Source organism: Glycocaulis alkaliphilus (genome assembly GCF_004000605.1).
GTDB classification, from domain to species: Bacteria; Pseudomonadota; Alphaproteobacteria; order Caulobacterales; family Maricaulaceae; genus Glycocaulis; species Glycocaulis alkaliphilus.
Map to the genome: position 1 here is coordinate 1,050,285 of NZ_CP018911.1, position 13,602 is coordinate 1,063,886.

The window sequence follows — 13,602 nt, forward strand, 5'->3', positions numbered from 1 at the left end:
ACCGTCAGCAAAAAGGCCCCGGCTGTCCTCTGGCCGGGGCCTTTATGGTGTGTGCTGCGGCCCGGGCGGTTACAAAACGTCGAGCATCGAAGCCACCAGCGGGTGGCGCACAATGTCCTTGGCTTCCAGCCGGACCACCGCGATGTCGTCAACCGTCTCAAGGCGTTCACAAATATCCTTCAGGCCGGACATTTCCGGCAGAAGGTCTGTCTGCGCCGGATCGCCGGTAACGACCATGGTGGAGTTCCAGCCCAGACGCGTCAGCAGCATTTTGAGCTGGCCGTAGGTGCAGTTCTGGGCCTCGTCGACGACGATATAGGCGTTGTTGAGCGTGCGCCCGCGCATATAGGCAATCGGCGCAATCTCGATCAGGCCTTCGGCCATCAGCGCTTTCAGGCGCTTCGGGCTCAGCCGGTCTGCCAGCGCGTCGTAGAGCGGGCGCAAGTAAGGCGCGAGCTTCTCTTCCAGAGCGCCGGGCAGGAAGCCGATATGCTCGCCTGCCTCGACCGCCGGGCGTGACAGGACGATGCGTCCCACCTGACCGCTCTCCAGTGCCTCGACCGCCTTGGAAACGGCCAGATAGGTCTTGCCGGTACCGGCCGGCCCCATGGCCATGACAAGATTATGGCCGTCTATCGCATCCATGAGCCGCGCCTGCCCCTCAGAGCGCGGTTTGACGTTCTTGATATAGCGCTGGTCCCGCATGGGTTCATTGTCGTCAGGTGACCAGTTCGTGCCGGGGAAGAGGGCGCGGACCTTCTCCTCCTCATAATGCTCGGCATTGAATCCGCCCTGACGGCGTTTTGCGGTGCGCTTGCTCATGATGGCGTCCTCCGGACAAGAAAAAACCCCTCATGCGGGTGCACAAGGGGCGGGCAAAAGCGATTCAGGCTGGACAGGGCAGATGCGGAACGTGCGGCCGATCCGAACGGGTCTGGCGTTGGGGGTGCATACGGCATTGCGCCGCGGGCCTCCTTGCTAGAAGCGTCTATCCCTCACGATCGATGCGAAGAAGCCGCCTGGGCGGCTGTTCCCCTCTCGAATCGCATCTACAGTCTCATGCTAAGACAGTGAACGAAGTATGAGTCAGCCCGTCGCTGAAACTTCACATCCAGGCGATGCAGTTTCGCCACGCAATGCTGATGCAACGAGCAGGAAGGAACACATTATGGGCGTTTACGAGCTGGACGGGGTGCGTCCGAAGATTGGCGAGGGTGTGTGGATCGCGCCGGGCGCCACCGTGCTGGGCCGCGTCACGCTGGGGCGCAATGTGTCGGTCTGGTTTGGCGCGGTGCTGCGCGGCGATGTGGAAGACATCGTGATCGGCGATGACACCAACATCCAGGACGGCACGGTCATCCATGCCGATCCCGGCAAGCCGACAGTCCTTGGCAAGGGCATCACGGTGGGCCATCAGGCCATGCTGCATGGGTGCCAGATTGGCGATTACTCGCTGGTGGGTATCGGCGCGACCATCCTCAATGGCGCGAAAATCGGGAAGAACTGCCTCATCGGCGCGCATGCCCTCATCACCGAAGGCAAGGAAATTCCCGACAATTCCATGGTGCTGGGCTCACCGGGCAAGGTGGTGAAAACGCTCGAAGAGGGGATGGGCGACATCTTCAAGGCCAGCGCGGATCACTATGTCGCCAATGCGAAACGCTTTGCGGAGGGTCTCAGGGAGATTTGAGGGGGATTTCTCCCTCGTGCTTCGAGACGCGCTTGAAGAAGCGCTCCTCAGCATGAGGGTGAGCGATAGCGAGCGTCTCGAAGGACGAGGGGCGAGAGCCCGTTACTGCGGACGGCCCCAGAGCTCGCGGATGCGCTGGTCGGTTTCGCGGCCGAAATTGAACCAGGCGGTGCGGTCGCGCGAGGCATCCACCACGATCAGCTTGTCTTCGCGGGCCAGTAGATGGCTCAGCTCATTGCGCAGCGTGGCCGCTGTGGACGGTGCGCGCAGCAGCCATACGCCCGGCGCTATGCTTTCCGCATCGCCGAAATCTTTTAGCGCGGCTTCAAATCCGGCGCGGCTGTCATCGCCCAGATTGGCGACAACGACAAAGTTGGCGGTGCGCGCATCGGTCGGGGCGGGGCGTTTGGTGCCGGGGCTGCGGCGGGCTTCATCCAGCCACGCCTTGAACTGCGGCACGTCGGTGGCGTTTTCCCAGCCATCCTCGCGGCTTTGCGAAACCACTGAATGGCTGGCGATACGTCCCTCACTGACGAAGGCGCGCATCTGCGCCCCCGTATAGGGTCCGTACACACGGCCATCGACTTTCACAAACCAGGACATCGCAATTCCATCATCCCGCGGCATTGGGGTCACACTCCATCCAAGCCCAAAAAAGAGACTATGCAGGGCTTACGGCAAGATTCAGGCCGGTTGGCGCAAGTATGGGTCACAAACATGACTTTTTATGCCGCGTGCGCAGACAAAAGGCAGCCCCGCCGGAAATCTCACCTTATCCCCGGGGAGGATCGAACGACACCGCGAAGCCATTGTCCAGCCAGCGAGTCACCCGGCCTTTCAGGTCGCCCACACTGACCGCCTCGCCCACGCGGGGACGCTCCAGACAGGCAAAGGCGGCACCCGAAATCGACACGTCCACAAGGTCTGCCTGGATCAGCACGCCGTCTTTCAGGCGGATTTTCACCCGCCCCGTTCCGGGCTTTCTGGGGGCTGTGCGGTCTTCTTCGAGGCCCAGGCGCTCCATATTGAAACGCCAGGTGATCGCATCGCCCAGCCGGTCGCGCTTGCGCTGTGTCGTGTTGAACCGCACGGCAAAGCCGCGTGCGCCCGCGCGCACCACATCGCCCTCGACCCGGCCGAGCCCGTCAAACAGCATGACAATGCGCTCGCCCAGCGCGGGCGGGGCCTCGGCGGCGATTTTCGCGCCGCCCGGCGACACATCGACGAGGGTGCAGGCAAATTCCCCGCGTACGGGATCGAGATAGCGTCCGGGCAGGCGCAAGGGCACACGGCGGTGGCGGCGCTGCTCCTGCGCGCCGGCGGCCGCTATGCGTATCTTGCGCTTGTCCAGGCGCGTGCTCAGATCGGTGACAGATCCCATGCCAGCCTCATTGTCCGGGGCGGCAATCTAGGCTGATGCTGGTTAAAATTTGGAGAAACTAGCCGTCATTGGCCGCGCGGGCAGGCACACGCCCCTCGCGAAGCCCTTTGAACACCTGCACCGAGCTTTCCGGCTCGACCGCCGGGCGCAGCTCTTTCAGGATATGACGCACGGCCGGGCGGCCATCCAGGCTACGTCCCTGCAAGGGCTGGTAGAGGCCGAGACACCGGTCCACCCACCCTTCAGGCCCGCGAAGGGGAAGAAGCGCTATCTCCACCTCCACTGAACGGCCATCGAGCGAGGCCGCATCGGCCAGCGCACAGGCAGGGGCCGGCACGCTCATCGCGCCTTCCAGCAGGGCCGTCATGTGCTGGCGGTCATGGCCGCGCCACAGCCCCAGAAAGTTCTGGTCCTTGAACTCGCGTGCATGCATCTGGCACAGCGAGGTGCCCGCCAGGCGGAAAATGTGATGGTCACGGTCCATCCGGCGCAGGATGAACAGATGGCTGAGCAGCCCGGCCAGATCGCGCGGAGCGATATCGCCGCGTGTGGGGGCGGAGCGGCCAAGCCTTCTCGCATCCCAGTACGCAAACAGCGTCTTTGTGTTCTCGTGGCGCATAGGCAGCCCGTCCTCTTTAGTCCCTTTAAGGGGAGCGCGTTGCCAGTCCTGCTTTCGGACAGGCGCGCTCCGGTCGGGGCGGGGGACTGCAAGCGGCTTGCCAAGTGCTTTTTTTGCGCCTTCTCCTGAAACCGGCATCCTTCTTGCGGGGACGGGCGCAAACAGACGGGAGTGACCCAATGGGCGTTTCAACTCGATACGCAAAAGCGCTTGGCGTAGTGATCGCGGCGACCTTTGCCAGCGCCGCGGCCGCCGCTGCGGCACATTCCGGGCCGACGCCGGTATCACCGCCGCCGCCCAGCCATCATTGCTGCCAGCATGGAAGCGGGCCGCAAGTGCGCACGCCCTCGATCCGCGTTGGCGGGCCATCGGTTCATATTGGCGGGCCGCGCATCAATATTGGCGGCGTCTATCTGAACAATCAGATCAATGTGAACGTGAACGCCTCTGCCAGCGCCAGCGCGATGGCGGTAGCAGGCGCGCAGGCGGGCAGCAACACGATCGTCTACGCAGGCGGGGGCTATATCTCGCGCGGCACCGCCCCGGCGGCCACCGCCATTGCGGGCCTGGCGCTCGCAGACGAGTACGAGATGGAAGAGGAGCGCCATTCACGCTGGATAGAGGGCTGGCGCGTGGTGCGCGCGGTCTGCATCGATGACCGGGGCACGCCGCACCCGGCCTCGCGCCCCGAACGCGATGAACGCGTGCGCGAAGGCTTTGAGGGCGAGATTTTCCGCTGCATGGCCGGCACCACGCTGCAGGCAACGCTGGGCAATCGCCTGGAAAGCGGCGCGGACAGTTTTGAGGATGGTCAGGTCATCCAGTGCCAGCGCGGCGACGCACTGCGCTATGGGCGCGGCGGGGAAGTGTTCTGCGCACCCGCAGAGGCCATGCGCGACTGCAACGAACGCTCGCTGCTACGCCTTTACGGGCCGGGCGTGCGCCTCGTCTATGTGCGCTATGAGGAACACTACACCGCCATGCGCGAGCGCCGCAGCGCGCGCCGCACCGCCACCAGCCTCAACCTGATGCTTGATGGCGGCGTGGGCGGGTATCACTGATCTGAACTCCCGGCCTTTTTTGTGAAATCCCGGCCGACCGCAGGGAGAGCCGGGACCTGCCTCAGGATAATTCTGATAGAGGCCCCGGGTCTCGCGACGCGCTCGCCCGGGGTTTCAGGGAAGTATGAAGTACTGAACTCCCGAAGGCCCGTGAGGGCCATCCGGGACCGGTCGCCCGACCAGCCGTCCTTCCCCCTCATCCTGAGGGCGAGCGAAGCGAGCGTCTCGAAGGGCGAGGGGGAAGCCACGTCAAGAAACACCCCACCTGACCGGCCCCGGAAGTTTTCCGGGGCCGCTTTTTTGCGCAACGCGCTCCGCCTCGCCCGTGTAATCCCCGGCCACTAGCCGCAACACGCTTGACGTGCGCCCGAAACCGGGGCGCAGTCGGGTTATGGATGGGTGGGACGACAAAGCGAGGCAGGAGCCAGTTGGCTTCACACAGCGTGTGCGCAATGGCGCGAACGCAGCGTGGAATGCTGTTCGCGGCCTTTTCAAGCGCGCCGGGCGGTTCATCTACAACCACGCGATAACGGTCTTTCTGGTCCTGTGGATTGTGGCGTCGCTTGGGGCCGTCAAGCTGATCATGTATCTAGCCGACCCCTGCCGGGGGACCAATCTGGTCTGCCCCGGCGTGGAGTGGATCAGGCCCGGCTATCTGGCCGAGGATTTCCGCAATCTCCTTTGGGCCGCCAGCCTCGTGTTCGGCGGCGCGGGTGCCGGAGCGGCCCTGATCAATGCCTTACGCCGAACGCGGCTGATGCAGGCTGAGCATGCGCTCGCCCAACGCGGGCAGGACGCGGAAACCTTCTCCCGCGCCGTCAATCAGCTGGGCAGCGAGCAGACTGCTATCCGCCTTGGTGCCATCTATGCGCTGGAGGGTTTGATGCGCAGCGCATTCACGGCAGGCGGCGACAAAGCCTTTGGCCGCCAGATTGGTGAAACACTCGCCGCGTTTGTTCGCGAGCAGTCTGCGGAAGAAGCTAGGCGGGAGGCAGGGCAGGGTAAAAACGAAGGGCGAATTTCAACTAAAAGCGATGTTAAGAAAGAACCAAAAGTTATAGTATATCATGATGAAGTAATGCAGCCACGACTTTTCATAGACCGCGAGGCGGCTGTTCTTGCGTTGGCCCGATCTTGGGTTTTTGAATGCCGACCGCTTGACGGTATTGATCTTTCCGATACACGGTTGCGATTGCTTAGATTGCCCGACGGCGCAGATCTAAGACTGTTTAATTTTACTGGCGCTGATTTGGACAATGCACGGTTATTTGAAGCAAATCTCCAGAAATCTAAGCTAGTACGTGCAAATTTTGAAGGCGCACAACTCGACGGTGCCAATCTTTGCAGTGCGGACGCTAGCAAAGCCTTGTTCTCACAGGCGGTGCTCATTGGCGGAAATTTTGCCCATGCAAATCTACAACAGAGTGTACTAATTAGTGCAAACCTGCAATTTGCTTCCTTTAAGGGGCGGGCCTGCAATGGGCAATGCTTCCGTTCGCTAATTTGCGAGAAGTGGACTTTAGAAATGCTAATCTCAGCGGTGTGAATTTTGTCGGCGCCGACGTGTCCTCTGCGGAATTTGCATCCGAAGGTGGGTGCGATTCAGCCGAAGAACTCAACGTCGAACAGTATGAACCTGCACGCTGGTTGAGAGATCGCCCCCCAATACTTCCTAGTAGCATCGAGCTCCCCCACCGTGGCGACGGCAAGCCTATCGATGATCCGTCGCCTTTCGACGAGTCTTGGATGAAAGAGATGGGCCCGTACAGCGACTGAGCCAACCACACTTTTTCACACGGAACGGATGACTTGCCCCGTGCATTTCGCTAATGGACGTGAAATGCTTTCACTTATTCCATAGCGGAAATTTCCATGGACCGTATTGATGCCCTGCGCCTGTTTCAGGCCGTTGCCGAGCTGGAGAGCTTTACGCGCGCTGCCGAGCGCCACTCGCTGACCCCCGGTGCGGCGTCCAAACAGATATCCGCGCTGGAGGAGCGCATGCAGGCGCGCCTGCTGGAGCGCACCACGCGCTCTGTGAGGCTCACCGATGCGGGCCGGGCGCTGCTGGAGCGGGTGCGGCCCTGGCTGACTGAATATGAGGCGATCGAGCATGGCCTGGCGGCTGACAATGCGGCGGCGGCGGGTTTCCTGCGCGTGGCCGCGCCGGTGGATTTCGGTTCTGCGCGCCTGATCGAGCCGGTGACGGCCTTCATGGAGCAATGGCCCTCGGTGGAGGTGCGCCTCGACCTTTCAGACCGCATGGTCGATCTGGTGGATGAGGGGTATGACCTTGCCGTGCGGCTGGGGCATTTGCCGGATTCCAGCCTGATCGCCAAGCGGCTCGCCGATGCGCCGATGACCACGATTGCCAGCCCTGCCTGGCTGGAGGCGGAAGGCACTCCCGTCCACCCGTCAGACCTCGCCCGCCACTCATGCATAATTGATCGCAACCGGCCCGCGCCCAATCTGTGGCGGTTTGAAAAGGACGGGGTGAAGACCGATGTGAAGGTGGACGGGCGGCTATCGCTCAACGGAGCCAGTGCGGCGGTTGCCGCCGCCTGCGCCGGAGCGGGCGTGGGTTGCGTGCCCAGCTGGGCTGCGCGCGCGGCCATTGCCGACGGGCGGGTAGTGTCCCTGATGGATGACTGGACGCCCGAAGCGCGCGAATTGTGGGCCGTGTTCCCGTCCAACCGCTATCTGGCCCACCGGGTGCGCTTGTTTGTGGATTTCCTGGCGGGCTGGTTCAAAGGAACAGTTTAGAAATATGAGTTTACGCATAGCCTTCATGGGAACGCCGGAATTTGCCGCGCGCTCGCTGGCCACAATCGCCGGGGCGGGCCACGAGATCGTGCGCGTTTATACCCAGCCGCCACGGCCCGCCGGGCGCGGACAGGAAATGCGCAAAAGCCCGGTGCATGCGCTGGCCGAAGCCTTCGGCATCGAGGTGAAAACGCCTGAACGTTTCCGCGAGGCGGACGTTCTGGAAGACTTTGCCAGCCTCGATCTCGATGTCGCCTGCGTGGTCGCCTATGGCCAGATATTGCCGCTGGAAGCGCTGGAGGCACCGCGCCTTGGCTGTCTCAACCTGCATGCGTCCCTCTTGCCGCGCTGGCGCGGCGCGGCCCCCATCCAGCGTGCCATTCAGGCAGGCGATGAGGTGACGGGCGTGCAGATCATGCAGATGGAGGAGGGGCTCGATACCGGCCCTGTCCTGATGAGCGAGATCGTGCCCATAGCGCCCGATGACACCGCCGGCAGCCTGCACGACAAGCTGATGGAGACGGGTGCCGAGCTGTGGCCGCGTACCCTCGCGGCCCTCGAGCGTGGTTCGCTGCAGGCGGTGGCGCAGGTCGACGAAGGCGTTACCTACGCAAAGAAAATCTCATCGGCAGAGGCGCGCATCGACTGGTCCCGCCCGGCTGGCGAGGTGTGTGACCATATTCGCGGCCTGTCGCCCTTTCCCGGTGCCTGGTTCAGCCTGGACACACAGAAGGGCGCGGTGCGGGTGAAGGTGCATTTTGCCGAGCCTGAAAAGGGCGAGGGCGAGCCGGGCGAGGCGCTGGACGATAACCTGCTCATCGCCTGCGGGCGCGGCGCGGTGCGTCTGAAACGCCTGCAACGCGAAGGGAAGGGCGTGATGGGCGCAGACGAGTTCCTGCGCGGCACGGCCGTGCCTGCGGGGACGCGGCTCTAGCCATGCCCCGCTACCTCCTGACAATCGAATATGATGGCGGACCGTTTGTCGGCTGGCAGAAGCAGGATAACGGCCTGTCGGTGCAGACCGTGATGGAGCGCGCCGCCGATGCGCTGGAAGAGGGCCGCCACGAGGTCTACGGGGCAGGGCGCACGGATTCAGGCGTGCATGCCCTCGCCATGACCGCCCATGTCGATTTTGCCAAGAACTGGCCGGCGGATGTGGTGCGCGATGCGCTGAACCATCATTTGCGTCCCCACCCGGTCTCGGTCCTGTCGGCGCGGGCGGTGAAGGATGACACCCATGCGCGTTTTTCGGCCGTCAAGCGCGGCTATGTCTACCGCATTATCGACCGGCGCGCGCCGCTGGCGCTGGATGCTGGCAAGGCGTGGCAGGTGCGTGTCCGTCTTGATGCTGACGCCATGAACATTGCCGCGCAAAGCCTTGTCGGGACTCATGATTTCACCACCTTCCGCGATGCGCAGTGCCAGGCGGAAAGCCCGGTAAAGTCCATCGACGCAATTCAAGTGGAGCGGCGCGGCGAAGCGATCGAGCTGAAAGTGGAAGCGATCAGCTTCCTGCACCGGCAGATACGCTCCATCACCGGCTCTCTGGTGGAGGTGGGACGTGGCCGCTGGAGCGTGGAGGACTTCCGTGACGCGCTGGAAGCGGCAGACCGCACGCGCTGCGGGCCGGTCGCGCCGCCTGACGGGCTCTATCTGGCCTTTGTGGACTACCCGCCAGAGGCGCTGGCAAACCCGTAGACGATCAGCGCATCGATGACGAGCGGGATGCAGGCCGCGCCCGCCGCCAGCCCCCAGTGCAGGCCCAGAGTGCCCGCAGCGACCCGCCAGTGGACCATAAGGCGGAGGATCTGGTAGAGCGCCAGCATCAGGCCCAGCGCCTGGGCATTGGCGATGCCAGCTGCGGCCAGCAGCCAGAACAGGGCCTGTACGTGCAAGAGCACGAAGACCGCCCAGTTATGCACCACCACCCAGGCCGAAAATCCGCCCTTCAGGCCCAGCACATTGACCACCACAAAGGCGATGACGGGGAAGAGTAGCCAGATGCGCGCATATTGGCCGATCGCGCCGGTAAGGCTGACCTGAGCGCCGGGATTGCCGGAGAATTCCGGCAGGACGTGATTGGCCGATATTATCAGCAGGATAAAGGCGGGCAGGGCGTAGAGGACGGCCATGAAGGAGCGGACAAACCCGTCCATCGACACGTCGAAATGCTGACGCCAGCCTTCCTTGAAGGCCAGCATGGCCCAGATGCCGCGCGTGCCGGACTGGATGTCCGCAACCATACCACCCATCAGGCGAACACCTCGAAGTACCGCATCAGAATATCATGGTAAACTTCTGTTAACACTTTTATATCGGCAACTGGCGTCTGCTCGTCAATCTGGTGCATGCTGGCGCCGACCAGGCCGAACTCGGCCACGGGCGCGTAATCCTTGATGAAACGGGCGTCCGAGGTGCCGCCGCTGGTGCTCAGCTCAGGCGCGATGCCGGTGCGCGCATGGATCGCGTCTGCCAGCAGCGCGGTGAACGGGCCTTCCGCGGTCTGGAAGGCATCGCCGGTGACGGTGAGATCAGCTGAAATTGCGCCCGCAAAGCCTTGCTGCACCTTGGCAATTTCATCATTGATCCAGCTTTTGAGTGCCTCGCCATCCTGCTCGGTGTTAAAGCGGATGTTGAACTTGGCCCGCGCCTCGCCGGGAATGACATTGTGGGCGGGATTGCCCACATCCACGCTGGTAACCTCCAGATTGGAGGGCTGGAAATGCGCATTGCCCTCATCCAGCCTGCGGGCGGTCAAGGCCGCAAGCACGGCCATCAGGGCCGGGATGGGGTTGATGGCCCGGTCCGGGTAGGCGACATGGCCTTGGCGGCCCGTCACGGTGATAACGCCGTTGAGAGAACCGCGCCGGCCAATCTTCACCATATCACCCAGAACTGTCCGGTTGGTCGGCTCGCCGACAAGGCAGTGACTGAAGCGTTCGCCTTGCGCATCAAGCGCTTGCAGCATTTTCTTCGTGCCGTTTATCGCCGGGCCTTCCTCATCGCCCGTAATCAGGAAGGCGATAGAGCCTGCGGGCTTGCCCTGGACGTCCAGATAGCGCGCGGTGGCGGCCACGAAGGCGGCAATCGCACCCTTCATGTCCACCGCGCCGCGTCCGATCAGCGCCTCGCCATGCACTTCTCCGGCGAAGGGGCCAGCACTCCAGGCCGCTTCCTGTCCCGCCGGCACCACATCGGTATGGCCGGCAAAGCAGAAGACCGGCTCAGCCGTGCCAAGGCGGGCATAGAGATTGTCGACCTCGCCAAACGGCATGCGCTGGCAGGTAAAGCCCAGCCCGCTCAGAGCGGACTGCAGCGTGTCCAGCGCACCTTCATCGCGCGGCGTCACGGAAGGTGCGCGGATCAGCGCCTGTGCGAGCGGCAAGGGATCAGTGAGGTTGGTATCACGCTGGGTCATGGCGCTGACATAATGCCAATCGCTGAGCGGCGCCAGACGGGCCTCAGCTCTCCGGCACGCCTTCATCCTCCAGCAGGGGGAAGGTGATGGCGACGCTGTGCCCGCCGTCCGGCTGCACGCCGGTTTCAGATATTCCGCCGAGCTGGCGGGCGAAGGCTGAAAACAGCGCGCCGCCTACGCCTTTTCGGCCGGGTTCCGGCGCGCTCGCGGCGCCCACGCCGTTGTCGGCAATCCGGGCGGTCAGGCGGCGCATATCATCAATGCTGACTGACACGGTCAGCGTCCCGCTATCGCGCCCCTCAAAGGCGTGCTTGTAGGCGTTGGTCATGGCTTCGGTGACAAACAGCGCCAGAGGAATGCACCGCTCGGCGCCCAGATGCACCGGCTCGATCTGTGTCACCAGATCCAGCGTGCGCTCCTCGCCGCCGACAGCGGCATGGGTGAGGCTGCATAGCTCCTCAAAGAAGGGTTTGAGATTGATCTTCGCAAAATCACCGGCCTCGTAGAGGCTGCGATGGACGAGCGCCAGCGCGTTGATGCGCGATTGCGCATCGCCGAGCACTTTGGCCGCTCTTGGATCATCGACACTTCTCATCTGCAAATTGATAAGGCTGGTAATGATTTGCAGGTTGTTCTTTACCCGGTGGTGTACCTCTTTGAGCAGCATTTCCTGATAGGCAAGGCTGCGGGTGAGAGCTTCGTCGCGCTCGGCAACCGAGCGGGCCATGGTGTCAAATCCGGCCGCCAGTTCGCGCAGCTCGCCCGGCGCGCGCAGCGCCCGGTGTGGCCGCACAGAGTAGCGCCCCTTGCCGTAGGCCATCGCGACGCGCCGCAGATAACGCAGCCAGCGCAGTATCATCACATCGGTCGCGATCCAGATGACACTGCCCGCCAGCACCAGCATCAGAACGGGCAGCAATAGGGTGCCGGTGATGTCAACGAGGGTAAACTCGAGAAACTCCGGTGCGGTCTCTGCCAGCAGGGCGTAGAGCTCTGCCGATACCAGCGGCACCAGTACAAACTGGCGCGGCGCACCGTCCGGCCCGGTGCCGGCAAACCGGGCGCTGCCGGTGTCTGCGGCCTCGGCCATCAGTTCAGCGTCAATGCGCGCCAGCCCCATATCGCGGCTTTGCGTCAGTACCCGCCCTTCGCGGTCAACAAGGGCGGAGCGCGCTTCGCCGGCTCTCTCGCGGCCCAGATCCTCCAGAGCACTCAGGCGGATGCCGGTGGCCAGCGCACCGGTGAAGCTGCCGTCAGGTTCAAACACCGGGCTGACAGCGCGAATGACGGCCTGATTGGTAATGGGGTCGATTTCGAGGGCGCCCACGATAAAGCGGCCACTATCGCGCGCTTCGGCAAACCAGGCTGCTTCGTCAAAGCGGACGGTGTCGCTTAAAGGCTCTGCCGAACAGGCAACGACGCCGCGCGCATTGACCCGCACCAGCGTGGCGTAGGCTGGCTGATCAGCCAGCGCCTGCGCCAGCGACCGCGCGCACAGGGCACCGCCAAGCCGGACGGGCGCCTGCTGGGCGAGCGCGCTCATCATGCTGCCTGCCCCCATGATCAGCTGGCGCTGGCTCTGCGCGGTCAGCTGCGCGCGCGCAGCCAGCAATTCTCGCTGATTGTCCCGTGCCGTCTCGAAGCGAGACTGCGCGTACAGCCCGCTCAAGGTAAGAATGGGAATGAGGGCCAGAATGATGACGGCCAGCATCCGCACGCGCAGACCGGCGCGCCACCGTCCGCCGGATGCCGCGGGGGCCGTGTCTGTGTCAGCCGGTGAGGCGTTCGGCGCTCGCGTTGCGGATGTGGTCAACAATATCCTCCGCCGCCTTGGCTGCCCCGCCCGGAGACGCCTGCAGGCACACGCCCGTGCTCATACGTTTTTCCAGCGCGGCGCGTCCGCGGCTCACCCGGCTCTTGACCGTGCCGACGGCACAGCCGCAAACCTCGGCGGCTTCCTCATAGCTCAAACCGCCCGCGCCGACGAGTACAAGTGCCTCGCGCTGCTCGTCAGGGATGTCCAGCAGGGCCCGGCGCACATCATCCAGCTGCAGCGCCCAGCTTTGCTGCTCACCCGCGACGGCGGCGTTTTCGGGGATTTCACCGCCCTGTTCCTGCTTGCGCCACGCCCGGCGGCGTTCGGAATAGAAATGGTTGCGCAATATGCGGAACGTCCAGGCGCGCATCGAAGAGCCATCCTCGAAGCGCTCGCGATGGGTCCATGCCTTGATCAGCGTCTCCTGCACCAGATCATCGGCTTCGGACGGATTTCCGCATAGCGAGCGCGCGAAGGCACGCAAATGCGGAATGGCGTCGGTAAGGTCTTGCTGGAAAACGGCCATGGCGGCCGCGTCATCATGCGCCGTCATCACTGTCCCGCCCGCTATCGCCGCCCTCGGCAGGGGTGTTTGCACCGGATGATTTGCGTGCCAGTTCGGCCATCAGATCGGTCAGGGCATCAGGCACCGGCTCGCTGGTCACCGCGTCGTAATAGGCGCGCAGCTGGTCACCCAGCACACGGCGCCGTGCGCTCTGGCCCGCCTCGGCCCGGCTGCCCGCGCCAAAGGCGGGATCTGGCATGTCGTCCTTCGCATTCTGGGACATCGAATCGACACCGTCCGTTTTCACTGAAAATCCGCCAATCCGGCGTTAGCTCAGATGTCCAACGCA

General features: G+C 63.6%; 16 protein-coding genes. 7 read left to right on the top strand and 9 right to left on the bottom strand.

What is annotated here, in order from left to right:
- Nucleotides 1-69: 69 nt before the first annotated feature.
- On the bottom strand, nucleotides 70-822 hold the full coding sequence (locus tag X907_RS05100) for a PhoH family protein (protein WP_127565938.1): 753 nt from the start codon (nucleotides 820-822) through the stop codon (nucleotides 70-72).
- A gap of 346 nt (nucleotides 823-1,168) precedes the next feature.
- Here X907_RS05100 and X907_RS05105 point away from each other — a divergent pair, with 346 nt between their 5' ends.
- Nucleotides 1,169-1,690 carry a gamma carbonic anhydrase family protein gene (locus X907_RS05105; RefSeq protein WP_127565939.1) on the top strand — a complete coding sequence of 174 codons (522 nt, stop codon included), beginning with the start codon at nucleotides 1,169-1,171 and terminating at the stop codon, nucleotides 1,688-1,690.
- Between the two features lie 102 nt (nucleotides 1,691-1,792).
- Here X907_RS05105 and X907_RS05110 read toward each other — a convergent pair whose 3' ends face one another.
- From X907_RS05110 to X907_RS05120, 3 genes are all read right to left on the bottom strand, one after another.
- On the bottom strand, nucleotides 1,793-2,293 hold the full coding sequence (locus X907_RS05110; protein WP_233352537.1) for a DUF4339 domain-containing protein: 501 nt from the start codon (nucleotides 2,291-2,293) through the stop codon (nucleotides 1,793-1,795).
- Nucleotides 2,294-2,462: 169 nt separating this feature from the next.
- A complete protein-coding gene (locus X907_RS05115; RefSeq protein ID WP_127565941.1) occupies nucleotides 2,463-3,071 on the bottom strand; it encodes a PilZ domain-containing protein in 609 nt (202 codons plus the stop codon).
- A gap of 58 nt (nucleotides 3,072-3,129) precedes the next feature.
- The gene (locus X907_RS05120; RefSeq protein WP_127565942.1) at nucleotides 3,130-3,690 is read right to left on the bottom strand and encodes a PAS domain-containing protein; all 561 of its coding nucleotides are present in this window, start codon (nucleotides 3,688-3,690) and stop codon (nucleotides 3,130-3,132) included.
- A gap of 179 nt (nucleotides 3,691-3,869) precedes the next feature.
- Between X907_RS05120 and X907_RS05125 the strand changes: the two genes are divergently transcribed.
- From X907_RS05125 to truA, 6 genes are all read left to right on the top strand, one after another.
- Entirely contained in the window at nucleotides 3,870-4,751 is an 882-nt protein-coding gene (locus tag X907_RS05125) for a hypothetical protein (RefSeq protein ID WP_127565943.1), read from the top strand.
- Nucleotides 4,752-5,142: 391 nt separating this feature from the next.
- Nucleotides 5,143-6,297, top strand: coding sequence for a pentapeptide repeat-containing protein (locus X907_RS05130; RefSeq protein WP_127565944.1), 1,155 nt, complete (start codon nucleotides 5,143-5,145; stop codon nucleotides 6,295-6,297).
- Nucleotides 6,237-6,527 carry a pentapeptide repeat-containing protein gene (locus tag X907_RS14730; RefSeq protein WP_127565945.1) on the top strand — a complete coding sequence of 97 codons (291 nt, stop codon included), beginning with the start codon at nucleotides 6,237-6,239 and terminating at the stop codon, nucleotides 6,525-6,527. The genes X907_RS05130 and X907_RS14730 overlap by 61 nt, the downstream gene beginning before the upstream one ends.
- A 96-nt stretch (nucleotides 6,528-6,623) precedes the next feature.
- Nucleotides 6,624-7,514 (top strand): LysR family transcriptional regulator, encoded by an 891-nt coding sequence (locus tag X907_RS05140; RefSeq protein ID WP_127565946.1) that lies wholly within the window; start codon nucleotides 6,624-6,626, stop codon nucleotides 7,512-7,514.
- 4 nt (nucleotides 7,515-7,518) lie between these two features.
- Complete coding sequence (gene fmt, locus X907_RS05145; RefSeq protein ID WP_127565947.1) at nucleotides 7,519-8,448, top strand: methionyl-tRNA formyltransferase; 930 nt, start codon at nucleotides 7,519-7,521, stop codon at nucleotides 8,446-8,448.
- Between the two features lie 2 nt (nucleotides 8,449-8,450).
- Nucleotides 8,451-9,212 (top strand): tRNA pseudouridine(38-40) synthase TruA, encoded by a 762-nt coding sequence (gene truA / locus X907_RS05150; protein ID WP_127565948.1) that lies wholly within the window; start codon nucleotides 8,451-8,453, stop codon nucleotides 9,210-9,212.
- Here truA and X907_RS05155 read toward each other — a convergent pair.
- Genes X907_RS05155 through X907_RS05175 form a run of 5 tightly spaced genes read right to left on the bottom strand, consistent with a single transcriptional unit; the run spans nucleotide 9,182 to nucleotide 13,536 of the window.
- Nucleotides 9,182-9,766: a hypothetical protein gene (locus tag X907_RS05155; RefSeq protein ID WP_127565949.1), complete on the bottom strand. Its 585-nt coding sequence runs from the start codon at nucleotides 9,764-9,766 to the stop codon at nucleotides 9,182-9,184. The genes truA and X907_RS05155 overlap by 31 nt on opposite strands.
- A complete protein-coding gene (gene dapE / locus X907_RS05160; RefSeq protein WP_127565950.1) occupies nucleotides 9,766-10,932 on the bottom strand; it encodes a succinyl-diaminopimelate desuccinylase in 1,167 nt (388 codons plus the stop codon). The genes X907_RS05155 and dapE overlap by 1 nt, the downstream gene beginning before the upstream one ends.
- Nucleotides 10,933-10,975: 43 nt before the next feature.
- Complete coding sequence (locus X907_RS05165; RefSeq protein WP_127565951.1) at nucleotides 10,976-12,745, bottom strand: sensor histidine kinase; 1,770 nt, start codon at nucleotides 12,743-12,745, stop codon at nucleotides 10,976-10,978.
- The gene (locus X907_RS05170) at nucleotides 12,702-13,301 is read right to left on the bottom strand and encodes a sigma-70 family RNA polymerase sigma factor (protein WP_127565952.1); all 600 of its coding nucleotides are present in this window, start codon (nucleotides 13,299-13,301) and stop codon (nucleotides 12,702-12,704) included. Before X907_RS05170 ends, X907_RS05165 begins: the two co-directional genes overlap by 44 nt.
- The gene (locus tag X907_RS05175; protein WP_127565953.1) at nucleotides 13,288-13,536 is read right to left on the bottom strand and encodes a NepR family anti-sigma factor; all 249 of its coding nucleotides are present in this window, start codon (nucleotides 13,534-13,536) and stop codon (nucleotides 13,288-13,290) included. The genes X907_RS05170 and X907_RS05175 overlap by 14 nt, the downstream gene beginning before the upstream one ends.
- Nucleotides 13,537-13,602: the final 66 nt, after the last annotated feature.

Excerpts from the sequence above, each read along its gene's own strand:
- X907_RS05100 (WP_127565938.1), bottom strand. The coding sequence starts at position 822 with ATGAGCAAGCGCACCGCAAAACGCCGTCAGGGCGGATTCAATGCCGAG.
- X907_RS05105 (WP_127565939.1), top strand. The coding sequence starts at position 1,169 with ATGGGCGTTTACGAGCTGGACGGGGTGCGTCCGAAGATTGGCGAGGGT.
- X907_RS05110 (WP_233352537.1), bottom strand. The coding sequence starts at position 2,293 with ATGTCCTGGTTTGTGAAAGTCGATGGCCGTGTGTACGGACCCTATACG.
- X907_RS05115 (WP_127565941.1), bottom strand. The coding sequence starts at position 3,071 with ATGGGATCTGTCACCGATCTGAGCACGCGCCTGGACAAGCGCAAGATA.
- X907_RS05120 (WP_127565942.1), bottom strand. The coding sequence starts at position 3,690 with ATGCGCCACGAGAACACAAAGACGCTGTTTGCGTACTGGGATGCGAGA.
- X907_RS05125 (WP_127565943.1), top strand. The coding sequence starts at position 3,870 with ATGGGCGTTTCAACTCGATACGCAAAAGCGCTTGGCGTAGTGATCGCG.
- X907_RS05130 (WP_127565944.1), top strand. The coding sequence starts at position 5,143 with ATGGATGGGTGGGACGACAAAGCGAGGCAGGAGCCAGTTGGCTTCACA.
- X907_RS14730 (WP_127565945.1), top strand. The coding sequence starts at position 6,237 with ATGCTTCCGTTCGCTAATTTGCGAGAAGTGGACTTTAGAAATGCTAAT.
- X907_RS05140 (WP_127565946.1), top strand. The coding sequence starts at position 6,624 with ATGGACCGTATTGATGCCCTGCGCCTGTTTCAGGCCGTTGCCGAGCTG.
- fmt (WP_127565947.1), top strand. The coding sequence starts at position 7,519 with ATGAGTTTACGCATAGCCTTCATGGGAACGCCGGAATTTGCCGCGCGC.
- truA (WP_127565948.1), top strand. The coding sequence starts at position 8,451 with ATGCCCCGCTACCTCCTGACAATCGAATATGATGGCGGACCGTTTGTC.
- X907_RS05155 (WP_127565949.1), bottom strand. The coding sequence starts at position 9,766 with ATGGGTGGTATGGTTGCGGACATCCAGTCCGGCACGCGCGGCATCTGG.
- dapE (WP_127565950.1), bottom strand. The coding sequence starts at position 10,932 with ATGACCCAGCGTGATACCAACCTCACTGATCCCTTGCCGCTCGCACAG.
- X907_RS05170 (WP_127565952.1), bottom strand. The coding sequence starts at position 13,301 with ATGACGGCGCATGATGACGCGGCCGCCATGGCCGTTTTCCAGCAAGAC.
- X907_RS05175 (WP_127565953.1), bottom strand. The coding sequence starts at position 13,536 with ATGTCCCAGAATGCGAAGGACGACATGCCAGATCCCGCCTTTGGCGCG.